Origin of the sequence: Microbacterium azadirachtae (assembly GCF_025583665.1) — a bacterium.
GTDB classification, from domain to species: domain Bacteria; phylum Actinomycetota; class Actinomycetes; order Actinomycetales; family Microbacteriaceae; genus Microbacterium; species Microbacterium azadirachtae.
In genome coordinates this window covers 1,441,498-1,462,692 of record NZ_CP099706.1, presented here as the reverse complement: position 1 = coordinate 1,462,692, position 21,195 = coordinate 1,441,498, and the positions used below count along the sequence as shown (strand labels likewise).

22 protein-coding genes are annotated in these 21,195 nt (G+C 69.7%); 2 read left to right on the top strand and 20 right to left on the bottom strand.

Going from position 1 to position 21,195, the window contains the following annotated elements:
* The 7 genes from NFX31_RS06925 to NFX31_RS06895 all read right to left on the bottom strand — a co-directional run bounded on the left by NFX31_RS06925 (position 1) and on the right by NFX31_RS06895 (position 9,686).
* Positions 1-1,023, bottom strand: coding sequence for a quinone-dependent dihydroorotate dehydrogenase (locus NFX31_RS06925; protein ID WP_262957058.1), 1,023 nt, complete (start codon positions 1,021-1,023; stop codon positions 1-3).
* A gap of 63 nt (positions 1,024-1,086) precedes the next feature.
* A complete protein-coding gene (nrdR, locus tag NFX31_RS06920) occupies positions 1,087-1,560 on the bottom strand; it encodes a transcriptional regulator NrdR (protein ID WP_045252345.1) in 474 nt (157 codons plus the stop codon).
* A gap of 10 nt (positions 1,561-1,570) precedes the next feature.
* Positions 1,571-2,893: a histidinol dehydrogenase gene (hisD, locus tag NFX31_RS06915; protein WP_091475774.1), complete on the bottom strand. Its 1,323-nt coding sequence runs from the start codon at positions 2,891-2,893 to the stop codon at positions 1,571-1,573.
* 6 nt (positions 2,894-2,899) lie between these two features.
* Positions 2,900-4,282, bottom strand: coding sequence for a hypothetical protein (locus tag NFX31_RS06910; RefSeq protein ID WP_262957057.1), 1,383 nt, complete (start codon positions 4,280-4,282; stop codon positions 2,900-2,902).
* A 136-nt stretch (positions 4,283-4,418) separates the two neighbouring features.
* Complete coding sequence (gene dnaE, locus NFX31_RS06905) at positions 4,419-7,937, bottom strand: DNA polymerase III subunit alpha (protein WP_045252347.1); 3,519 nt, start codon at positions 7,935-7,937, stop codon at positions 4,419-4,421.
* An 83-nt stretch (positions 7,938-8,020) separates the two neighbouring features.
* The gene (locus NFX31_RS06900) at positions 8,021-9,109 is read right to left on the bottom strand and encodes a hypothetical protein (RefSeq protein ID WP_045252348.1); all 1,089 of its coding nucleotides are present in this window, start codon (positions 9,107-9,109) and stop codon (positions 8,021-8,023) included.
* Positions 9,084-9,686, bottom strand: a complete 603-nt coding sequence (locus NFX31_RS06895) for an RNA polymerase sigma factor (RefSeq protein ID WP_091475768.1) — start codon at positions 9,684-9,686, stop codon at positions 9,084-9,086. The genes NFX31_RS06900 and NFX31_RS06895 overlap by 26 nt, the downstream gene beginning before the upstream one ends.
* 122 nt (positions 9,687-9,808) lie before the next feature.
* Between NFX31_RS06895 and NFX31_RS06890 the strand changes: the two genes are divergently transcribed.
* Positions 9,809-10,315, top strand: a complete 507-nt coding sequence (locus tag NFX31_RS06890) for an NUDIX hydrolase (RefSeq protein ID WP_091475765.1) — start codon at positions 9,809-9,811, stop codon at positions 10,313-10,315.
* Here the strand turns inward: NFX31_RS06890 and NFX31_RS06885 are convergent.
* From NFX31_RS06885 to NFX31_RS06870, 4 genes are read right to left on the bottom strand one after another with little or no spacing between them, the layout of a single operon-like run.
* On the bottom strand, positions 10,312-10,884 hold the full coding sequence (locus NFX31_RS06885) for a GNAT family N-acetyltransferase (protein WP_045252350.1): 573 nt from the start codon (positions 10,882-10,884) through the stop codon (positions 10,312-10,314). The genes NFX31_RS06890 and NFX31_RS06885 overlap by 4 nt on opposite strands.
* A 55-nt stretch (positions 10,885-10,939) precedes the next feature.
* Positions 10,940-11,665, bottom strand: a complete 726-nt coding sequence (locus tag NFX31_RS06880) for a hypothetical protein (protein ID WP_248700524.1) — start codon at positions 11,663-11,665, stop codon at positions 10,940-10,942.
* The gene (locus tag NFX31_RS06875) at positions 11,662-12,171 is read right to left on the bottom strand and encodes a DUF6114 domain-containing protein (protein ID WP_248700525.1); all 510 of its coding nucleotides are present in this window, start codon (positions 12,169-12,171) and stop codon (positions 11,662-11,664) included. The genes NFX31_RS06880 and NFX31_RS06875 overlap by 4 nt, the downstream gene beginning before the upstream one ends.
* Before the next feature lie 14 nt (positions 12,172-12,185).
* A complete protein-coding gene (locus NFX31_RS06870) occupies positions 12,186-12,800 on the bottom strand; it encodes a DUF6230 family protein (protein WP_091475762.1) in 615 nt (204 codons plus the stop codon).
* Between the two features lie 118 nt (positions 12,801-12,918).
* On the opposite strand from NFX31_RS06870, the gene NFX31_RS06865 reads away from it, so the two are divergent.
* A complete protein-coding gene (locus tag NFX31_RS06865) occupies positions 12,919-13,521 on the top strand; it encodes a TetR/AcrR family transcriptional regulator (protein WP_091475758.1) in 603 nt (200 codons plus the stop codon).
* 20 nt (positions 13,522-13,541) lie between these two features.
* On the opposite strand, the gene NFX31_RS06860 is transcribed toward NFX31_RS06865, so the two are convergent.
* From NFX31_RS06860 to murC, 9 genes are all read right to left on the bottom strand, one after another.
* Positions 13,542-14,465: an RluA family pseudouridine synthase gene (locus NFX31_RS06860; RefSeq protein WP_091475751.1), complete on the bottom strand. Its 924-nt coding sequence runs from the start codon at positions 14,463-14,465 to the stop codon at positions 13,542-13,544.
* Positions 14,466-14,467: 2 nt separating this feature from the next.
* Positions 14,468-15,079 (bottom strand): signal peptidase II, encoded by a 612-nt coding sequence (gene lspA / locus NFX31_RS06855; protein ID WP_091475748.1) that lies wholly within the window; start codon positions 15,077-15,079, stop codon positions 14,468-14,470.
* 9 nt (positions 15,080-15,088) lie between these two features.
* Complete coding sequence (locus tag NFX31_RS06850; protein WP_045252355.1) at positions 15,089-15,661, bottom strand: DivIVA domain-containing protein; 573 nt, start codon at positions 15,659-15,661, stop codon at positions 15,089-15,091.
* Positions 15,662-15,821: 160 nt separating this feature from the next.
* On the bottom strand, positions 15,822-16,103 hold the full coding sequence (locus NFX31_RS06845) for a YggT family protein (RefSeq protein WP_374700504.1): 282 nt from the start codon (positions 16,101-16,103) through the stop codon (positions 15,822-15,824).
* A gap of 27 nt (positions 16,104-16,130) precedes the next feature.
* A complete protein-coding gene (locus tag NFX31_RS06840) occupies positions 16,131-16,619 on the bottom strand; it encodes a cell division protein SepF (protein ID WP_091475743.1) in 489 nt (162 codons plus the stop codon).
* 40 nt (positions 16,620-16,659) lie between these two features.
* The gene (locus tag NFX31_RS06835) at positions 16,660-17,358 is read right to left on the bottom strand and encodes a YggS family pyridoxal phosphate-dependent enzyme (RefSeq protein WP_091477405.1); all 699 of its coding nucleotides are present in this window, start codon (positions 17,356-17,358) and stop codon (positions 16,660-16,662) included.
* Positions 17,359-17,394: 36 nt separating this feature from the next.
* Positions 17,395-18,555 (bottom strand): cell division protein FtsZ, encoded by a 1,161-nt coding sequence (gene ftsZ / locus NFX31_RS06830; protein WP_091475739.1) that lies wholly within the window; start codon positions 18,553-18,555, stop codon positions 17,395-17,397.
* 168 nt (positions 18,556-18,723) lie between these two features.
* The gene (locus NFX31_RS06825) at positions 18,724-19,719 is read right to left on the bottom strand and encodes a cell division protein FtsQ/DivIB (RefSeq protein ID WP_052674501.1); all 996 of its coding nucleotides are present in this window, start codon (positions 19,717-19,719) and stop codon (positions 18,724-18,726) included.
* A 2-nt stretch (positions 19,720-19,721) separates the two neighbouring features.
* Entirely contained in the window at positions 19,722-21,122 is a 1,401-nt protein-coding gene (gene murC, locus NFX31_RS06820) for a UDP-N-acetylmuramate--L-alanine ligase (protein WP_045252359.1), read from the bottom strand.
* Positions 21,123-21,195 lie beyond the last annotated feature (73 nt).

The following is a 21,195-nucleotide window of genomic DNA, read 5'->3' as shown; positions in this document are numbered from 1 at the left end:
TCAGCGTGCGCGCAGGCCGGCGCGGATCTGCCGGGCCCAGAACGGTCCGCGGTAGAGGAACGCCGTGTAGCCCTGCACGAGCGTGGCGCCGGCCTCCAGACGCTCGCGCACCTCGGCGCCCGTCTCGACACCACCCACGGAGATCACGCAGAACTCCGCCGGCACCGCGGCGCGCACCAGGCGCAGCACGGCGAGGGAACGCTCCTTGAGCGGCGCGCCGGAGAGCCCGCCCTCCCCCGCGGCGGCGACCTTCGCGGGATCCGTCACCAGGCCCTCGCGGGAGATCGTCGTGTTCGTCGCGATCAGTCCGTCCAGCCCCTCGGCGACGGCGAGCTCTGCGATCGCGGTGACCTCGTCATCGGGCAGATCCGGTGCGATCTTGACCAGCAGCGGGGTCGCGCCCGCGGCGGCCTTCACCGCGCGCAGCAGCGGCGCCAGCGTCTCGACCGCCTGCAGTCCGCGCAGCCCGGGTGTGTTGGGCGAGGACACGTTGATGGCGAGGTAGTCGGCGAGCGGTGCCAGACGCACCGCCGAGGCGACGTAGTCGGCGGTGGCGTCCTCCACCGCCACCACTCGGCTCTTGCCGATGTTCACGCCGATCACGGCGGAGGGACGGCAACGCCGCAGCTTCCAGAGCCGCTTCTCCGCGGCTTCGGCCCCCGCGTTGTTGAAGCCCATCCGGTTGACGACCGCGCGATCCGCGATGAGGCGGAACAGGCGCGGCTTCGGGTTGCCCGGCTGCGGGATCGCGGTGATGGTGCCCACCTCGACGTGCCCGAACCCGAGGGCCGAGAGCCCGCGCACGCCGACCGCGTTCTTGTCGAAGCCGGCGGCGATGCCGAACGGTGTGGGGAACGTCAGCCCCAGCGTCCGGACCTCGTCGTCCGGCAATGGGCGCGTCAGCGACCGCGCGATCCAGGAGAACGGAGGCACGCCGAGGATGCGCACCACGGCCATGCCGGCGTGGTGTGCGAACTCCGGGTCGAAGCGCGCGAGGACGAGGCGGAAGAGCAGCGCATACATCCCTGCCAGGCTACCGGTCCGCGGCCGTGGATCCCGACCGCCGCCGAGGCGCCCGCTCCCGCCTCAGAGCGCGGTCTGCTCCGCGGCGGCGTGGTGATCGGCGCGGAGCTCGGCGATCGACGCCTCGAAGTCCTCCAGCGAGTCGAACGCCTGGTACACGCTCGCGAACCGCAGGTAGGCGACCTCGTCGAGGTCGCGCAGCGGCCCCAGGATGGCCAGCCCGATCTCGTTCGTGTCGAGCTGGGACACCCCCGTCTGCCGCACCGCCTCCTCGACACGCTGCGCGAGGATCGCCAGATCGGCCTCCGTCACGGGCCGCCCCTGGCACGCCTTGCGCACGCCGGAGATCACCTTCTCGCGGCTGAACGGCTCCATCACGCCGCTGCGCTTGATCACGTTCAGGCTCGCGGTCTCGGTGGTCGTGAACCGCCCCCCGCACTCCGGGCACTGGCGGCGCCTCCGGATCGACAGACCGTCATCGCTCGTGCGGGAGTCGATGACGCGGGAGTCCGGGTGACGGCAGAACGGGCAGTGCATTCGTGAAAGCCTACGCCTCGGTGACCGGCACCGGCGCGAACCGTGCCTCGACCGCTTCGCCGTGCGCCGGCAGCAGCTCTGCGGAGGCCAGCGCCGCCACACCGGCGCGCGCTTCGGTGAGCGCTGCGTGGTCGTACGCCACGACCTGCTGCGGACGGAGGAACGTGTACGCCCCGAGCCCGGACGCGTAGCGCGCCTGGCCGCCGGTCGGCAGCACGTGGTTGCTGCCCGCCATGTAGTCGCCGAGGCTGACCGGGGTCTGGTCGCCCACGAAGACGGCGCCCGCGCTCGTGAAGGAGGCAGCCGCCTGCGCCGCGTCGACGAGGTGCAGCTCGAGGTGCTCGGGCGCGTAGGCGTTGCTGAACGCGACCGCCGCGGCACGGTCGTCCACCAGCACGATCGCGGACTGCGGACCGCTCAGGGCCGCCCGCACGCGCTCGGCGTGCCGGGTGCGGCCGGCCTGCTCCTCGACCTCGTGAGCGACGCGCTCGGCGAGCGCCGGGGCATCCGTGACGAAAACGGCGGAGGCCTGCTCGTCGTGCTCCGCCTGGCTGATCAGATCGGCCGCGATGAGGCGTGGATCGGCCTGGTCGTCGGCGACGATGAGGATCTCGGTGGCGCCGGCCTCGGAGTCGGTGCCGACGACGCCGGCGACGGCGCGCTTCGCGGAGGCGACGAAGTTGTTCCCGGGGCCGGAGATCACGTCGACCGGGTCGAGCCCGACCGCGCTGACCCCGTGGGCGAAGGCGCCGATCGCCCCGGCACCGCCGATGGCATAGACCTCGTCGATTCCCAGCAGAGCGGCCGCGGCGAGGATCGTCGGGTGGATCCGCCCGCCCTCGCTCTGCTGCGGCGGAGAGGCGAGCGCGATGCTGCCGACCCCGGCGACCTGCGCCGGGACCACGTTCATCACGACGCTCGACGCGAGGGGGGCTTTGCCGCCAGGGATGTAGACGCCGACCCGGCCGACCGGCTGCCAGCGCTGGACGATGCGGGCGCCGGGACCGATCTGCGTCTCCCGATCCTCCGGCACCTGAGCGGCGGATCCGCGGCGGACCCGCTCGATCGCGGCCTCCAGCGCGGCACGCACCTCCGGCGCCACGGCGGCGAGAGCCTCCTGGAGGTGCTCTCGCGGAACGCGGATGGCGTGCCCCGTGACCCGGTCGAACCGCTCCGCCTGCTCGCGCAGGGACTCCTCGCCGCGGACGCGCACGTCCTCCACGATCTCTGTCGCGGTCGCCAGCGCTTCGGCGCGGGCGGCCGTGGCGCGCGGCACCGCCGCGAGCATCTCGGCGGTGGAGAGGGAGCGTCCCCTCAGGTCGATCGTCTGCATGCGTCCTCAGCCTCGGGTCATGTTGTCGGTGTCGTGCAGGTAGCCGACGCGGCCGTCGTCGTGCCGCACGACGAAGGCTCCGCCGCGGTCCTCGAGTACAAGGATCCACGCATCGGGCCCGATCGTGAAAATCTCCTCGCCTCGCGCGTCATGGACCGCGCGGGTGTCGGGCGCCAGCGCCCAGAAGGGCTGGGACTGTCCGGACGGCGCCGCGGCGCCGTCCTCCGCGACCACGTCGACCGCGTGCGTGGCCACGTCGTCGGCCGGAGCGGGCTCGAGAAGGTCGCCGAGCACCTCGGTCATGGTGTCCGACAGGTCGCGCGGCGCGGGCTCCGCCTCCGCCGGGGCGTCGTCCGCCGGCGAGGGCTCCGCGAAGTCGACGATCGGCGCCGATTCCGAGGCCGTCGCACCGCGGCGCGCGTCGGCACGTGTGGCGGGCTCGTCCTCCGAGGAGGACGGCACCGCCGGCTCGGCCTCGCTGTCGACGATCGTCGGCGCACCGGCGTACGGGATGGCCTCGGTCAGCGCCTCGGCGGCGGGCGGCGCTTCGGCCGCATCGGCGAGCGCGACGCCTTCGGTGCTTTCCGCCGAGGCGAGGAACGACTCGCGGTGATGCTCCGGCACGTAGCCGGCCGCACCCGCGATCGCGGCGCCCGTCGTGCCTGCGGACAGATGCGCGTTCGCTCCGACCTCGTTCTCGTGCAGGAGACCCGGATCCACGTCGTCCTCGTTCTGCGGATCAGAGACGCTCCCCCGCGCGCGCACCGGGCGCGGGCGGGTGAACACCGGGCGTACGGGGTTCGCGCTGCGGTGCGCGAGGGTGTCGGTACGTCCTTCGAAGTCCTCGCGGATCCCGGGGATGAGCGTCGCGAACACCGTGACCACGACCAGCCCGAGCAGGAAGAGGAGCTCCAGCCACAGCGGCCACGTGGGGAGCGCGCTGCGTCGCTGGGCCGCGACGAGGTCGAGCTGCTGCCACAGCAGCACACCCCCGTTGACGAGGGCGACCGAGAAGGCGACCGACGCGAACTGGTCGATGCCGAGGGAGCCGACGCGGCGGATCCCTTCGGGCGACAGGCGGCGCAGCACGATCAGGAACACGGCGGCCGTGGGCACGCCGATGGCGAGCAGCCAGGCGCCGTTCATCGTCCACACGGTGGCCGAGCCGTCCAGCACGCTCCCCGCGGCCGGGACGAAGGACAGCACGAACGCGAGGAGCCACAGCCCGACGATGATCAGCTCGCGCAGGGTGAATCCGAAGTAGCCCTGCTGAGGCGCTGCGGCGGGCAGAGCGTCCCCCGGGAGCGCGTCGCCGGTGAGGGACTCGGGAGCCGGCGTCGAGGTGTCGTCGTCCTGCGTCGTCTCAGCGAAGGGGGCGTCGCTGGTCATCAGTGCTTCCTTTCGTCGTGCGGCCGTCTGGGGGTCGGCCGTCGAACGCGACCAGATACTACCGGGCAGGTTTGGACGCCTCCTGAGCGGAGTCGCACGACGGGATGTCCGGCTGCGTGGCTGCGTGAGTCGCGGCTCAGCCCAGGCACTGCGGGCCGAGCAGCGACTTCAGATCGCCGAAGAGGTCCGCGGTGACGGTGACGGGAAGCGGCACTTCGAACACCTTCGCGCGCCCGCCGCGATGCATCTTGAGCATGACCTCGGTGTCGCCGGCATGGCGCCGGAGCACCTCGGCGAGGTCTTCGATCACGCGCTCCGTGGCGCGCTGCTCCGGGACGATCAGCGACAGCGGACCGGCGGCGTCGAACGCGCCGACATCCGGCGTGAACGCGGACTGGGCGTGCAGGTTCATCCCGTCGTCACGGCGCGAGACGCGGCCTCGCACGGCGAGGATCGCGTCCTGCTGCAGCATGCTCTGGAACTCGAGGTACGTCTTGCCCATGAACATGATCGTGATCTCGCCATGGAAGTCCTCCACCGTGATCATGCCGTACGGGTTGCCGCTGGCCTTCGCGACGCGGTGCTGCACGCTGGTCACGAGTCCCGCCACCGTCACCTGGTCGCCGTCCTGCAGATCCTCCGACTCGAGCAGCGCGTTGATCGCGATGGACGCGTGCTTGGCGAGCGGCACCTCGAGCCCCGCCAGCGGATGGTCGGACACGTACAGGCCCAGCATGTCGCGCTCGAACGCGAGCTTGTCCTTCTTGGTCCACTCCGGCCGGTTCGGCACCTTGGGCGGAGCGACCTCCTCGACCTCGTCGTACAGGCTGTCGAAGTCGAAGCCGATGGCGCCCTGGGCCTCGTTGCGCTTCTGGTCGACCGAGGCCTCGACAGCGTCCTCATGGATCTCGACGAGCGCACGGCGGGTGTCGCCCATGGAGTCGAAGGCGCCGGCCTTGATCAGCGACTCCACCGTGCGCTTGTTCGCGACGTGCAGCGGGACCTTCTTGAGGAAGTCGTGGAACGAGGTGAAGTTCTCCTCCTGGCGCGCCTTCACGATGCCGTCGACGACGTTGGATCCGACGTTGCGGACGGCTCCGAGCCCGAAGCGGATGTCCTCGCCGACGGCCGCGAAGAAGTTGATCGACTCGCGCACATCCGGCGGCAGCACCTTGATGCCCATGCGGCGGCATTCGTTGAGGTACAGCGCCATCTTGTCCTTGGAGTCGCCGACGCTGGTCAGCAGCGCCGCCATGTACTCGGCGGGGTAATGCGCCTTCAGGTACGCGGTCCAGTAGGAGATCACGCCGTAGGCAGCCGAGTGGGCTTTGTTGAAGGCGTAGTCGGAGAACGGCAGCAGGATCTCCCACAGGGCGTTCACCGCGCCGTCGGAGTAGCCGTTGGCGTGCATGCCCGCCTGGAAGCCCTCGAACTGCTTGTCCAGCTCGGACTTCTTCTTCTTGCCCATCGCGCGGCGGAGGATGTCTGCCTGACCGAGCGAGAACCCGGCCACGCGCTGGGCGATCGCCATCACCTGCTCCTGGTAGATGATGAGGCCGTAGCTCTCCTCCAGGATGTCCTTCAGCGATTCCGCGAACTCCGGGTGGATCGGCGTGATCTCCTGGAGCCCGTTCTTGCGGAGCGCGTAGTTGGTGTGCGAGTTGGCGCCCATCGGGCCCGGCCGGTACAGCGCGATGAGGGCCGAGATGTCACCGAAGTTGTCCGGCTTCATGAGCCGCATGAGCGCGCGCATCGGCCCGCCGTCGAGCTGGAACACGCCGAGCGAGTCACCGCGGGTGAGCAGGTCGTAGGAGGGGCGGTCGTCGAGCGCGAGATCCTCGAGGACGAGCTCCTCCCCGCGGTTCATCCGGATGTTCGCGAGGGCGTCCGAGATGATCGTGAGGTTGCGCAGCCCCAGGAAGTCCATCTTGATCAGGCCCAGGGACTCGCACGACGGGTAGTCGAACTGGGTGACGATCTGCCCGTCCTGCTCGCGCTTCATGATCGGGATGATGTCGATCAGAGGGTGCGACGACATGATGACGCCGGCCGCGTGCACGCCCCACTGGCGCTTCAGGTTCTCCAGGCCCAGGGCCGTGTCGAACACCGTCTTCGCCTCGGGATCCGTCTCGATCACGACGCGGAACTCGCTGGCCTCCTTGTACCGGGGGTGCTCGGGATTGAACATCCCGTCCAGCGGCATGTCCTTGCCCATGACCGCCGGCGGCATCGCCTTGGTCAGCTTCTCCCCCATGCTGAAGGGGAAGCCGAGCACGCGGCCGGCGTCCTTCAGGGCCTGCTTCGCCTTGATCGTGCCGTAGGTGACGATCTGCGCGACGCGCTCGTCGCCGTACTTCTCGGTGACGTACTGGATCACCTCGCCACGACGGCGGTCGTCGAAGTCGACGTCGAAGTCGGGCATCGAGACGCGGTCGGGGTTGAGGAAGCGCTCGAAGATGAGGCCGTGCTCGAGCGGGTCGAGGTCGGTGATCCGCATCGCGTAGGCGGCCATGGATCCGGCACCGGAGCCACGGCCCGGTCCGACGCGCACGCCGTTGTCCTTGGCCCAGTTGATGAAGTCGGCGACGACCAGGAAGTAGCCGGGGAAGCCCATCGAGCTGATGACCTCGACCTCGTAGTTGGCCTGCTTGCGCACCGCGTCCGGGATGCCCCCGGGATAGCGGATGTGCAGGCCCTTCTCGACCTCCTTGATGAACCAGCTCTCCTCGGTCTCCCCGTCGGGGACCGGGAAGCGCGGCATGAAGTTCGCGCTCGTGTTGAACGACACGTCGCACCGCTCGGCGATGAGCAGCGTGTTGTCGCACGCCTCCGGGTTGTCGCGGAAGATCTGGCGCATCTCGGCAGCCGACTTCACGTAGTAGCCGTCGCCGTCGAACTTGAACCGGTTCGGGTCGGCCAGGGTCGATCCCGACTGCACGCACAGCAGCGCCTCGTGGCTCTTCGCGTCGTGCTGGTGCGTGTAGTGCAGGTCGTTGGTGCCGACCAGCGGGATCCCCAGATCCTTCGCGATGCGGAGCAGGTCGCCGGTGACGCGCCGCTCGATCTCGAGGCCGTGGTCCATGATCTCGGCGAAGTAGTTCTCCTTGCCGAAGATGTCCTGGAACTCGGCGGCCGCCGCCCGTGCCGCGTCGTACTGGCCCAGGCGCAGCCGCGTCTGGATCTCGCCGGACGGGCAGCCCGTCGTGGCGATGAGGCCCTTCGAGTACTTCTGCAGGATCTCCCGGTCCATGCGGGGCTTGAAGTAGTAGCCCTCGAGGCTCGAGATCGACGAGAGCCGGAACAGGTTGTGCATGCCCTCCGTCGTCTCGGAGAGCAGCGTCATGTGGGTGTACGCACCGGATCCGGAGACGTCGTCGCTGCGCTGCTCCGGCGTTCCCCACTGCACCCGGGACTTGTCGCTGCGGTGCGTGCCGGGCGTCACATACGCCTCGATCCCGATGATCGGCTTGACGCCCGCGGCCTGCGCCGCCTTGTAGAACTCGAAGGCAGCGAACGTGTTGCCGTGGTCGGTCACGGCGACGGCAGGCATGCCCTGCGCGACCGCCTCCTGCACGAGCGGCTGGATGCGCGCGGCCCCGTCCAGCATCGAGTACTCGCTGTGCACGTGCAGGTGGACGAAGGAGTCTGATGCCATGCTTCGAGTCTACGTTCGACCTCTGACGCGAGCCGCGCGGGCTCCGTCGTCGTGGGTTCGACGACGGAGCCCGCGATCCTCGGCTACGGCGCCGAGTCGACGATCTCCTGGCTCAGGATGAAACGCACATCCGGCACTTCCGCGGGGACCAGGCCACCGTCCGTCCGAGGGGACGTGACCGTGTATTCGGCGGCCCATCCGGTTCTGGCATCGATCGTGATCGTCTCCCGGCGGACTCCTGTGGCGGTGAAGTCCACCGCATACGTCGTCGAGGTTCCCTGGATCGAGGTGACCGTGCTCCGCCCTGTGAGCTCCAGCGCCTGGAGGAGACCATCGCGCAGCGTCGCCGGCGCGAGGTTCGATCTCAGCACCCGGATGATCCAGCTCACCGTGCGTTCATCCTGGTCGGGGCCCGCATCCGCGTGCTCCTGGCGGATCCGCTCCAGCAGAGCGCCAGGATCCGTCGGGTAGTCGGTGAAGTCGATCGGAGCCGACTGCCCCTCGAACACCCCTCCCGGCGCGCGGGAGAGCATGTCGTCTCTCGCCGGGATCAGTGTGTCCCACGCCGCCGAGTCCGCCGCCGACTGCGGATCCGGAAAGGAGCCGACCCGCTGCGCGCTGCGGCCGGTCGACTGGACCCAGTCGGATGCGCGATCCGCGGGGACATAGAGCGCACTGCTGTCCTGGACGACGACCGCGGAGGACGGAAGGGGGATCGTGGGGTCTCGAAAGGACCACTGATACGCCGTGCCTTCGGGGCCGTGATAGAGGAGCACCTGAGCCGTGGTGGAGAGCTTGAGGTACTGCCCCGCGTGCGGGGTGGTACCCGGGAAGGGCTCCGCTCCGACAGCGCCCGCTCCGCTGCTCTGAGAGGAGGTGGGGCCGGCGGTCGGTGCCGGGGTCGTCGCGGCGCTCGCGGTCGGAGCAGGCACCGCGTCGACCCGCGGCCCGGACGCCGTGCCGTGGGTGACGACCAGAACCGCCGTCGTGATCGCGGCGACTCCGACGAGGCCTCCGGCGATGAGAAGCATCGGGCGCCGAGACACGTGCGTCCGAACTGCGGCATGCTGGTCGTCGATCCCGGCCAGGAGCCGCGAACGCGCCGCGGAGATCTGTGCCGACGTCAGCTCCGCCCCTGTGTTCACCTCACGCACGCGCTCGAAAACGTCCATCGACTTCCCCTTTCCTGCTGGTGTTCCGCACCGAAGCGATCGCACCGGCGGGGTGCAGCTTCGTGCGAATGCGATTCATCCTCGACCGCACCGTTCCCACGGGCACGCCGAGCGCCTCCGCTACTTCCTCGTAGGTCAGGTCGCCCCAGGCATAGAGAAGCAGCGTCTCGCGCTCCTTGCCGGACAGCGCAGCGATGCGAGGCGCGAGCTCTCTCGTCGAGAGCTCGGCATCGAGCCGGGAGATCGTCGAGTCGAGGTCGCCGTGGGAGATGAGTTCCTCTCGGCGGGCGAACTCCGCACTCGAGCGCAGGTGCTTCGCCTCCGTCGCACGGTGTTTCCTGATCAGCCGGGAGGCGATTCCGTACAACCACGGAAGGGCCGAATCCCACGCGGTGTCGAAGGAGGTGCGCCGCGCGAACGCCACCAGGAACGTCTCGCTCAGGATGTCCTGCCCGGCGTCCGCACCGAGCCGCCGGGCGGCGTAGCCGCCCAGCATCCCGGCGTGCCGGTCGAACAATTCGGCGAAGGCTCGGGGGTTCCCGAGCGAACGCTGAATGATCTCGCTGTCTGTGCTCACACTATGTATTGCCTGAACGGTTGATGACGGTTCGAAAATCGTGCACGGGCTTTCTCCGGACGCTGTTCGTATTCTCCGGGACTCGCAGGATGCCGCGCGATGGACGAGGCTAGCCTGGATCCATGACCACTCCCGACTTCGTCGTCGCACTCCGCGAGCACGTCGGCCACTCCCCGCTGAATCTCGTCGGAGTGACGGCGATCGTGTTCCGCGACGAGAAGGTGCTGCTCGGCAAGCGCGCCGACAACGGCGCCTGGCAGGCGATCTCCGGCATCGTCGAGCCGGGCGAGGAGCCCGCCGACACCGCCGTGCGGGAGTGCCTCGAGGAGGCAGGCGTGACCGTGAAGGTCGAGCGCCTCGCACTCGTGCAGCAGCTCCCCCGGGTCACCTACGCGAACGGCGACGAAGTCGACTACCTGGATCTGGTGTTCCGCTGCTCCTGGATCGCGGGCGAGCCGCATCCCGCCGACGGAGAGCTGACCGAGGTCGGCTTCTACGACCTCGCCGCGATGGGCGACATCGACGACGCGCACGTGCGCAAGATCGCCCTGGCGGTGGCGGAGGACGACCCCGCGCACTTCCGGGGCGGAAGGCCGCCCCGGTTGGACGCGCCCGCCGCACGCGACTAACGGAGATCCAGCCGCATCAGCACACGGGGGAACTTGTTGATCACCGATTCGGTGTCGGCTGCCTTGGTGAATCCGGCGGACTCGAACAGTGCGCGGGTGCCCACGTACGCCATCGTGAGGTCGACCTTCGCGCCCTGGTTGTCGACGGGATACGCCTCGACGGCGGGAGCGCCGTACGCGCGTGCGAAGGAGACCGCGCCTTCGATGAGGGTGTGGGTGATGCCCTGCTTGCGATACCCCGGCCGGACACGCAGGCACCACAATGACCACACGTCGAGCTCATCGACGTGCGGGATCAGCCGATTGGCCGCAAAAGCGGTGTCCCGCCGCGGATGCACCGCGGCCCAGCCGACCGGCTCGTCGTCCAGATAGGCGATCACGCCGGGAGGCGGATCCTCGGCACAGAGCCCGCGCACACGCTCCGCCCGGGCCTCGCCGCGCAGAGACAGGCTCTCCTTACTCGGGATCCGGTAGCTCAGGCAGAAGCAGGACTGCGATGTCGGGTTCTTCGGCCCCACCAGCGTCGCGACGTCCTGGAAGACGTTCGCCGGCCGCACCTCGATGCTCATGGGCTCAGTCTGCTCCGTGGCATCGACATTCGCATCCGCCGCCTCGGGGCAGACATCACGGCTCGACGATGCGCTGATCGGTGTTGGTGTAACTGATCGAGTCGGCCACCGTGCCGACGAGCCCCATCGTCACCCGGAGTAGTCCCGGTGAGACATCGTCCAGCGGTGGAGGCGTGTCCGTACCGAGAGTGAGCGCACGTCCGTCCTGCGTCGTCGCCGTGATCGATCCGAGGTAGACGCTGACATGCCCTTTGAGAGTCATCGTGTCGGCGTTCGTGACGAGTCCCGCCTTGTCGGGCGGACGCACGGTGAGCGAGAAGCCGCTGATGGTGATGGAATCCGCGGAGATCTTCAGAGCGCGCACGGTGCTGCCGTCGATCGTCGGCACATCCACGATCGCGATGCCGCTCAATCCCGTGAACGACAGCCCCTGGGATCCCATCGACGCGGGCGTCTTGGTGAAGATCGGCGCGCCCTCGTCCTTGGCGGCGACGACCGGTGTCGGCGCGGGCGTCGGGGTCGTCTCCCCCGGCGCGGCGGGCGTCGTCCCGGGTGCGGACGGCGTGCCGGGCACCGCAGGGACTCCGGGAACTCCCGGGAGCCCCGGCACCCCCGAGGTGGGCGTCGGCGCAGGCGTCGGACTCGGCGACGGGCACCAGATCAGCGGGATGCACAGGCCCGCGGGATGCGCCGCAGGCGCCGCGGCAGCGCCGAGCGTCATCGGCGCGACCAGGGCGAGGACCGCGATGGCCAGGACGCCGGCGCGGGGCACGCGGATCACGTCGTGCTCTCCGCGACCTCTGGTGCCGGCACGCGTGGGCCCATCCAGGCCACGACCAGCACGGCGCCCGTTCCGGCGAGCAGCATGCCGACGATGAAGCCGCCGAGGTTGACGCCGATCAGCGAGTAGATCGCGACGACCAGGGCGAGGATCCCGTAGAACACGTGATGCGCCGGCATCGTGATCGCAAGGATCCCGAGGAGCAGCAGGGCGATGGGGATGATCGTGGCCTGCAGTCCTTCGATCCCGAGCTGCACGTGCAGGTGGCCGATGTCGAGCTGGCCCGAGAAGAACATCTCGATGCCGCCGAGAGCGACCAGCAGCCCGCCGACGAACGGGCGCTGCCTGCGCCAATGCCGGAAGCCGCCGGCCGGCGCCCGATCGGCGGGCGTCGCCGCGGCGGCGCCCTCCTCGGACTCCGCACCGCGCACGGGCGGCATCGCGCTCGTCTCGGGCTTCCGACGCTCGCGCCGCGCGGATCCCCGCTCGTCCGTCTCGTCGGTCATCGTGGCGGCGTTCCTCAGAAGCATCCCTGCGAACCGTCCGTCAGCTCCAGCGTCATGCCCGTGAGCGTGAACACCGAGGCCTGAGTGCTCCAGGCCGTCTGCTGCAGGTTCTTGATGGAGACCGTGTCGGCGTCCTGGGCGAAGTCGCCGGCACTGCCCTTGGCGTCGGTATTGACGGTGGAGGCGTCGACGCCGATGCGGATGGCGCCGAACGAGGCATCGCCCTTGAGCCCGGTCATGCCGATCTGCAGATCGCTCGCCGATGCGGGGTTTCCGTTCCCGCCCGCCTTGATGAGCACACCGACCTTGCCGAGAGGCGTGTCGGTGATCACCGACTGGCACAGATCCGCCAGCGTCGCGCTCTTGATGTTCGCGATCGCGACCGTGTGCTCCTTGCCTTCGGTGTCCTTCGCCACTCCGGCGTACTGCGAGAAACCGGTGCCCTCCAGCTGCGATGCGCTGATCTGGAACTGGCTCCCCGACACCGCGAACGACACGGGGACGGCACCCTGGGCGACGCCGCCCATGAGGGCCGCGGCCACGACTCCTGCGGGAACCGCGACGAGCGCGATGCGGCCGGCGTGCGACGAGCCGAGCTTGCGGACCCGGTCGGACTTCGGGAACTTCATCGATCCTCCTCCTGTGCGCCGACAGCCGTGGCGGCGCTCACCACGTCGAGTATATTGCTCATTGACTCAGAGTCAATACGCGGTGCGAGACCCCGCGCCGCGCCGCTAGGCTCAGAGCATGCCTGAGGAGCGACGTGCCCGCCTGACTCCGGACGAGCGTCGCGCCCAGCTGGTCGCGACCGGAGTCAACTTCCTCGCGGACCATCCCCTCGATGAGCTCACCATGGACGTGCTCGCGCAGCGCGCCGGGGTCTCCCGACCGCTGCTCTTCCACTACTTCGACACGCGGCAGGGCATGCACCTCGCGGTGGTCACGATGGCGCGCGACAGCCTGCTGCGGGCCTCGGAGCCGCGGGACGACCTCGAGCCGCGGGACCGGATCCGCGACACGCTGCTGCGCATCACGGAGTTCGTGCGCCAGCACCAGAGCACCTTCCACTCCCTCGTGCGGGGCATCGCGAGCGGTGATCCGGCGGTCCGCCGCGTCGTGGACGAATCCCGGGATCTCAACGCCCAGCGTCTGATCGATGCCTTCACGGAGCTCGGCACGCCGGACACGCCGGCGCTGCGTGTCGCGATGCGATCCTGGGTCGCGTTCACGGAGGAGACGCTGCTCAGCCTCGTGATCGACCGCGACGAGGATCCGGAGCAGGTCGTGCGGTTCCTCGAGGGGACGCTCGACGGCGTCGTGGCCGCCACAGGGGCGCTGCAGCTCGGCTGACCGCCCGGCCGATCTCGGCCTCAGGCCTCCCCGCGGAGCACGTCCAGCGCGTGCTGGAAGTCGGCGGGGTACGGCGACTCGGTCTGCACCCACTCGCCGGTGACCGGATGCGCGAAGCCCAGCCGATGCGCGTGCAGCCACTGCCGCGTGAGTCCCAGGCGCGCCGAAAGGGTCGGGTCGGCGCCGTAGAGGGGGTCGCCGACGCAGGGATGGCGATGAGCGGCCATGTGCACGCGGATCTGGTGGGTGCGGCCGGTCTCCAGATGGATCTCCAGCAGCGACGCGCCGGGGAACGCCTCGAGCGTCTCGTAGTGCGTGACCGACGGCTTGCCATCGGGGATCACCGCGAACTTCCACGAGTGGTTCGGGTGCCGCCCGATCGGGGCGTCGATCGTCCCCGCCAGGGGGTCCGGATGACCCTGCACGACGGCGTGATAGATCTTCTCGACCGTGCGCTCCTTGAACGCGCGCTTGAGCGCGGAGTAGGCGGCCTCGGTCTTGGCGACGACCATGAGTCCGCTCGTTCCGACGTCGAGCCGGTGCACGACGCCCTGCCGCTCCGGGGCGCCGCTCGTCGCGATCCGGAAGCCGGCTGCGGCGAGGGCCCCGACGACGGTCGGCCCTTCCCAGCCGAGGGAAGGATGGGCTGCGACGCCGGTGGGCTTGTCGACCACGACGATGTCGTCATCGTCGTAGACGATTCCGAGCTCGGGCACGGCGATCGGCTCGATGCGGGGCTCCTGCTTGGGAGCCCACTCCACCTCCAGCCATCCGCCCGCGCGCAGCTTGTCGGACTTGCCGAGGGTGACACCGTCGAGCGCCACTCCCCCGGCCTCGGCGACGTCGGCGGCGAAGGTCCGCGAGAAGCCGAGCATCTTGGCCAGCGCGGCGTCGACGCGGACGCCGTCCAGTCCGTCGGGGACGGGAAGCGCGCGGGACTCCACGGTCAGCTCCCCGCTTCGGTGGGATGCGGGCTCTCGCTCCCGGTCGCGTCGGGCGCGTCCTCGCTGTCGGCGGGGCCGGCCGCGTCATCGGATGCGGCGTGGTCGCGCTCGCGCGAGCCGTCGAGCCGGAGGCCCGCGATGATCAGCAGCGCGATCGAGATCATGCCGGTGACGATGAAGATGTCGGCGACGTTGAAGATCGCCGGGAGCATCCACGGCATCGAGATCATGTCGACGACATGGCCGACGGGGAATCCGGGCTCGCGGAAGACACGGTCGGACAGATTGCCCAGGACGCCGCCGAGAAGCGCGCCGAGCACGACCGACCACAGACGGGAACGGACCGAGAACGCCTTCCACACGATCACGCACGCGACGACCGCGAGCGCGATGGTGAAGATCCAGGTGTAGCCCGCGCCGATGGAGAACGCCGCTCCGGAGTTGCGGATGGAGTACAGCTGCAGGAACTCTCCGAGGACCGGGACGGCCTTCTGCTCCGGGAGATGCGTGATGGTGAGGTACTTCACAAACTGGTCGGCGGCCAGCACCACCACCGCGAGAATCGCGATGATCGTGCCGGCCGCCGAACCAGGAAGCGGTTGACGCCGGGCCAACAGGGCTCCTTACTGCGCGGAGGCGTCCCCGCCGGGGCCGCCCTTCTCGTCGAGGTCGCGGAGCTGACCCTCGATGTAGCTGCGCAGCTGCGTGCGGTACGAGCGCTCGAAGTCGTGCAGCTCGGCGATCTTGCTCTCGAGAACGCTGCGCTCGCGCTCCAGGCGGGCAGCCTCCTCGCGCGACTTCTGCTCGGCGTCGGAGAGGATCTTCGAGGCCTGGGCCTTGGCGTCGGCGATGAGCTGGTCGCGCTGCGACTTGCCCTCCGCGACGTGCTCGTCGTGCAGGCGCTGCGCGAGCTCGATGATGCCGGCGGTCGCCGCGGCGGGTGCCCCGCCTTCGGCGGCGGGAGCGGGGGCGGCGACGGGGGCCTGAGCGGCCGGGACCTCGGCGACCGGAGCAGCCTTCTCCCCCGACTCGTAGGCGGCCAGCTTGGCCTTCAGCTCGGCGTTCTCGTCGAGCGCCTTACGCCACTCGAGCACGACCTCGTCGAGGAAGTCGTCGACCTCGTCCGGGTCGAAGCCGTCCTTGAAACGGACGTGCTGGAACTGCTTGGTGACGACGTCATCCGGGGTCAGTGCCATTGGTGGCTCCTCTTTCGATGAGTTCTCGGTGGCCGGGTGGACAGCGGCGCCCGCTGGTCGGCCGGCACCTTCAGAAAAGCATAGCCGTCCAAAACCGCGGCCGCGAAGGCGCGCGGAGACGCGCGGAGCGATATGTCGGAGGTCATGCAATATGTCGGGGTCAGATGAACGATCGAGTGATCGAGATCAGGATCAGCACGACGATCATCGTGAGGGTGAGTCCCATGTCGAGCGCGACGGGTCCGATCCTCAGCGGAGGAATGAGGCGTCGGAACATCCGGATCGGCGGGTCCGTGATCGTGTAGACGATCTCGGCCGCGATCAACCCGGCGCCGCGCGGACGCCAGGAACGATTGAACACGGGGATCCACTCCAGGATCACGCGCACGAAGAGCGTGAGCAGGTAGAGCAGCAGCAGGATGTTGAGGATCGCTGCGATCACAGAGATCGCGGGCGCCACCACCACCTGTCAGGAGTGCGCGAGCGCGGGCTCGTCGCCCCCGGCGATCCCACCCTGCCCCGACACCGCGATGCTCTCGGGCGACAGCAGGAAGACCTTGCTGGTGACCCGCTCGATCCGGCCGTAGAGGCCGAGGGAGAGGCCGCTCGCGAAGTCGATCAGACGACGGGCATCGGCGTCGCTCATCTGCGACAGGTTGATGATCACGGGGATGCCGTCACGGAAGCTCTCCGCGATGACCTGCGCGTCGCGGTACTGCTTGGGGTGCACCGTGAGGATCTCGTTCACCGTGCCCGCCGAGGGCTGACGGATCGCAGCCGGACGACGCAGCGGCGTGACCGGTGCGGCCTTGACCTCTTCGCGCTCACGACGGATCTCCTCACGACGAACGGGCTCGTGCTCCTGACGCGTGCCGTGCGCGACGGGAGCGTCCTCGTAGACCTCTTCCTCATCGGCGAGGCCGAGGTACACCATGGTCTTCTTCAGCGGGTTCCCCATCGTGTCCTCCGAACGTGTGCGGGGTGGTTCTGATTCGAGGCTAACCCTGGGCAGGGCGCGGCCCCGTGATTGCGGAGCCGATGCGAAGGTGTGTCGCGCCGGCCGCGATCGCCTCGGCGAAATCCCCGGTCATCCCGGCAGAGATCCAGTCGGCCTCCGGCGCGACCGCGCGCAGCCGCGCGGCGTAGTCGTGGACGCGCGCGAACGCGGAGGCCGGATCCTCGTCGAGCGGCGCGACGGCCATCACCCCGCGCAGCCGCAGGGTGGGCAGCCCGAACACGTGCTCGGCGAGCTGCTCGAGCTCGGCCGGGGCGACCCCGCCGCGGCCGGGGTCATCGGTGAGGTTGATCTGCAGCAGCACATCGAGCGGTGCTCCCCCGTCGGCGACGCGGTCGAGGGCGTCGGCGATCCGCGGCCGGTCGACCGAGTGCACCGCGTGGGCCGCCCGGCGGATCTGCCCGGCCTTGTTCGTCTGCGCCTGCCCGATGAAGTGCCAGCGCAGGTCGTCGAAACCCGATCCCTCAGACTCCTCCCGCAGGGCGTCGGACTTCGCCGAGAGCTCCTGCTGGCGGTTCTCGCCGAACTCGCGGACGCCCAGGGCGTAGAGCTCGCGGACCAGGGAGACGGGGTGGAACTTCGTCACCACGATCCGGGTGATGTCCTCCGGATCGCGCCCCGCGCGCCGTGCGGCGTCCGCGATCGCTGCATCGATCGCGGACAGCCGCTCGGCGACGCTCAGCTCACGCTGATCGTTCACCCTGCGCCTGTCGAAGGGTCACTTGAGGAACTCGGGGATGTCGAGGTCGCTCTCGTCGAAGGCCGGCTCGATGCTGGTGTGCACCGGCGGGATCGACGGCACGCTCACGGGCGCCGTCTCGCGGGGCGACTCCTCGACGGCCGACTCCTCGACGTCCTCGGCCGCAGGCTTCTCGGCCACGGCGGGAGCCGACGTGCGCGAGAAGATCTGCGGGTCGAGGCGCAGCGTGGGCTCTCCGCTGTCGAACCCTGCCGCGATCACCGTGACGCGCACCTCGTCGCCGAGGGTGTCGTCGATGACCGTTCCGAAGATGATGTTCGCCTCGGGGTGCGCGGCCTCCTTGACGAGGTCCGCCGCGTCGTGGATCTCGAAGATGCCGAGGTTCGATCCGCCCTGGATCGACAGCAGCACGCCGTGGGCGCCCTCGATCGACGCCTCCAGCAGCGGCGACTCCACCGCGAGCTCGGCGGCCTTGATCGCACGATCGGCGCCGCGCGCCGATCCGATGCCCATGAGCGCGGATCCGGCGCCCTGCATGACGGACTTGACGTCGTTGAAGTCGAGGTTGATCAGACCGGGCGTGGTGATCAGGTCGGTGATGCCCTGCACGCCGGCGAGGAGCACCTGGTCGGCCGTGGCGAACGCCTCGATCATCGAGATGCCGCGGTCGCTGATCTCGAGCAGACGGTCGTTGGGCACGACGATGAGGGTGTCGACCTCTTCCTTCAGCTTCGCGACGCCCGCGTCGGCCTGACTCTGCCGGCGGCGGCCCTCGAAGGAGAACGGCTTGGTCACGACGCCGATGGTCAGGGCGCCGATCGACTTGGCGATGCGCGCGACGATCGGCGCACCTCCGGTTCCGGTACCGCCGCCCTCGCCCGCAGTCACGAAGACCATGTCGGCGCCGGTCAGGGCCTGCTCGATCTCCTCCGCGTGGTCTTCCGCGGCGCGGCGGCCGACTTCGGGATCCGCTCCGGCGCCGAGGCCGCGGGTGAGGTCGCGCCCGACGTCGAGCTTGACGTCGGCGTCGCTCATGAGCAGCGCCTGCGCATCGGTGTTGATGGCGATGAACTCGACGCCTCGCAGGCCGAGCTCGATCATGCGGTTGACAGCATTGACGCCACCACCGCCGACACCGACGACCTTGATCACGGCGAGGTAGTTCTGGTTCTGGCTCATCCCGTCCTCCGATGTATTTCGAGCCTCGAGCCGAGGGCAACCTTAAACCTCAAGCAGAAGGTTAAAGTATTTCCCGGTATTGCTTTCTCTGGATCGAAGGTAAGCGGCGCAGGGGGCGCAGAGCCCAAGCGACACGCGACTGCGCGCGATCGTTTCGGATATTCGTGGTCAGCCGACGACGCCGACGCCGGGCGAGGACACGTCGTAGGACGTCGCGGCGGGATTCGCCTTCATCAGCGCCTGGAGGGCGAGGGTCTTCTCGGCCGACTGGTCGGCACTCCCCCACACGATCTTCGCGCCGCCGGCGAGCTGCAGCACGATGTCGTCGGGCGTCGAGGCGGTCGCCGTGTCGACCTGCGCGCGCAGTTCGGCCGGGAGCGAGCGCAGGGCGGTGCCGACCGCCGCGAAAGCGGGGGTGCCGGTGCCGTCCGGAGTCTCGATGAGGGCGTAGCCGGCGGGGCGCTGCTCTGCGGTCGACAGCACGACGCCGGCGACGTCGACGACCGTGAACCGGCCGTCCTTCTGCGCGACCGCGCCGACCGGCGTGCGCTCCACGATGCGCACGACGAGGTCGTGCGGAGGATGCGCCTCCAGGCGGTAGGTCTCGATCAAAGGGAACCGGACAAGGGCGGCCTTGACCGCGCTCGGGTCCACGAGGGCGAGCGGCCGGCCGAGCTGATCCGCGAGGGCCTTCTGCACGTCGCCCGGCTTGAGGGCGCCGGTGCCCTCCACGGTGATCGTCCGCACGGCGAAGAGTGGGCTGTAGGCGGCGCCGACGCTGCCGCCGACGACGAGCAGCGCGAGCGCGGCGCCGACGATCCATCCGATCCGGCGCCGGCGGGAACGCTGCGTGAAGCGACGGATCTCGCTGCGCAGCGCACGACGACGCGCACGCGACGCCTGCCAGAGGTCCCGCGCCGTCAGTGGAGTGCCGCCTCCGGCCCCGGCCGCGTCGTCCTCCACGGACGGATCCCCCGTACGGCGGCCGAGCGGGATCGGCCCGGCGCCGCCGTCGTCCGCGCCGGAGGACACGGCCGCCTCCGGTGCGATGCCGCCCTCGGAAGCACCCACGCCACGACGTCCGACGCGCTCCTGCTCCGCCTCGTGGACGTCGTCGGTCTCGACGGGCGGCGCGGAGGCGGGGATCGCGGACGGCCGGCGCACGATCAGCCCTCGGCGGTGGTGCGCAGCGCGTCCAGCACCTGCGGGATGATCTGGTAGACGTTGCCGCAGCCGAGCGTGATCACGTAGTCGCCGTCGCGGGCCACTGCCGCGGTGTAGTCGGCGGCCTGCTGCCAGTCCGCCACGTAGTGCACGTTGCCCTGATCCGCGAACGCGCCGCTCACCAGCTCGCCGGTGACCCCGGGCACGGGATCCTCGCGGGCGCCGTAGACGTCGAGCATCACGGTGTGGTCGGCGTACGTCTCCAGCACCTCGGCGAACTCACGGAACATGTGCTGCGTGCGAGAGTAGGTGTGCGGCTGCTGGATCGCGATGATGCGCCCGTCGCCCACGATCGTGCGCATCGCCTCGAGCGCGGCACGGACCTCGGTGGGATGGTGCGAGTAGTCGTCGTAGACGCTCACACCGCGCGCGACGCCGTGCAGCTCGAGCCGACGCACGGTGCCGGCGAAGCCCTGCACAGCCTGTGCGGCATCGGTCAGCGAGTATCCGAGGGCGGTGAGCACGGCGACCGCGCCGGCGGCGTTGATCGCGTTGTGCACGCCGGGCACCGTCAGCTGCATGCGCGCGGACTCCCCGCGCATCGTCAGGGTCGCCGCGACGGGCCCGTCCGTGACGACGTCCGTGATCCGCAGATCCGCATCGTCGGCGAACCCGAACGAGATCACGTGGGGATGGGTGATGCCGGCCCGGACGCGCAGGGCGCCCGGGTCATCGCTGGAGATGACGACGGCCTCGCTCGCCCCGTTCGCGAACGTCACGAACGCCTCGTGGAAGGCCTCGTCGGATCCGTAGTGGTCGAGATGGTCGGGATCGACGTTGGTGATCAGGGCGACCGAGGTGTCGTAGAGCAGGAAGGTGCCGTCGGACTCGTCGGCCTCGATCACGAAGAGCTCGTCGGTCCCCGAGGAGCTGGACGTGCCGAGCTGCTCGATCACTCCGCCGTTCACGAAGTTGGGGTCGGCCCCCAGCTCGCGGAGGGCGGTGACGATCATCCCGGTCGAGCTGGTCTTGCCGTGCGCGCCCGCCACCGAGACCAGGCGGCGGCCGCCGATCAGCCAATGCAGCGCCTGGGAGCGATGGATGACGTGCAGCCCGCGCTCCTTGGCGAGCACGAACTCCGGGTTCTCGGGCCAGATCGCGCCGGTGTGCACGACGGTGTCGGCATCGCCGAGGTGCGCGGCGTCGTGCCCCACGTGCACGTCAGCCCCGAGCGCCGCGAGAGCCTGCAGGTTGGCGCTGTCGGCGCGGTCGCTGCCGGAGACCCGGATGCCCGCGTCGAGGAACATGCGGGCGAGCCCCGACATGCCGGAACCGCCGATGCCGATGAAATGCGCAGCGGTGATGTCTTCGGGGATCGGCAGGGAGAGGTCGGGTCTGATCATGGCTCTTTCGTCCTTACGGGCTGAACAATCCTAAGTCGAGGAGCCAGGGCAGGGGTCCTGGCTCGCCGGGCCG

Coding starts and splice junctions, on each gene's coding strand:
- NFX31_RS06865 (WP_091475758.1), top strand. CDS start 12,919: ATGCCTGAGGAGCGACGTGCCCGCCTGACTCCGGACGAGCGTCGCGCC.
- NFX31_RS06870 (WP_091475762.1), bottom strand. CDS start 12,800: ATGAAGTTCCCGAAGTCCGACCGGGTCCGCAAGCTCGGCTCGTCGCAC.
- nrdR (WP_045252345.1), bottom strand. CDS start 1,560: ATGCACTGCCCGTTCTGCCGTCACCCGGACTCCCGCGTCATCGACTCC.
- NFX31_RS06875 (WP_248700525.1), bottom strand. CDS start 12,171: ATGACCGACGAGACGGACGAGCGGGGATCCGCGCGGCGCGAGCGTCGG.
- NFX31_RS06890 (WP_091475765.1), top strand. CDS start 9,809: ATGACCACTCCCGACTTCGTCGTCGCACTCCGCGAGCACGTCGGCCAC.
- hisD (WP_091475774.1), bottom strand. CDS start 2,893: ATGCAGACGATCGACCTGAGGGGACGCTCCCTCTCCACCGCCGAGATG.
- NFX31_RS06900 (WP_045252348.1), bottom strand. CDS start 9,109: ATGGACGTTTTCGAGCGCGTGCGTGAGGTGAACACAGGGGCGGAGCTG.
- NFX31_RS06925 (WP_262957058.1), bottom strand. CDS start 1,023: ATGTATGCGCTGCTCTTCCGCCTCGTCCTCGCGCGCTTCGACCCGGAG.
- murC (WP_045252359.1), bottom strand. CDS start 21,122: ATGATCAGACCCGACCTCTCCCTGCCGATCCCCGAAGACATCACCGCT.
- NFX31_RS06885 (WP_045252350.1), bottom strand. CDS start 10,884: ATGAGCATCGAGGTGCGGCCGGCGAACGTCTTCCAGGACGTCGCGACG.
- ftsZ (WP_091475739.1), bottom strand. CDS start 18,555: ATGAGCCAGAACCAGAACTACCTCGCCGTGATCAAGGTCGTCGGTGTC.
- NFX31_RS06850 (WP_045252355.1), bottom strand. CDS start 15,661: ATGGCACTGACCCCGGATGACGTCGTCACCAAGCAGTTCCAGCACGTC.
- NFX31_RS06910 (WP_262957057.1), bottom strand. CDS start 4,282: ATGACCAGCGACGCCCCCTTCGCTGAGACGACGCAGGACGACGACACC.
- NFX31_RS06840 (WP_091475743.1), bottom strand. CDS start 16,619: ATGGGGAACCCGCTGAAGAAGACCATGGTGTACCTCGGCCTCGCCGAT.
- dnaE (WP_045252347.1), bottom strand. CDS start 7,937: ATGGCATCAGACTCCTTCGTCCACCTGCACGTGCACAGCGAGTACTCG.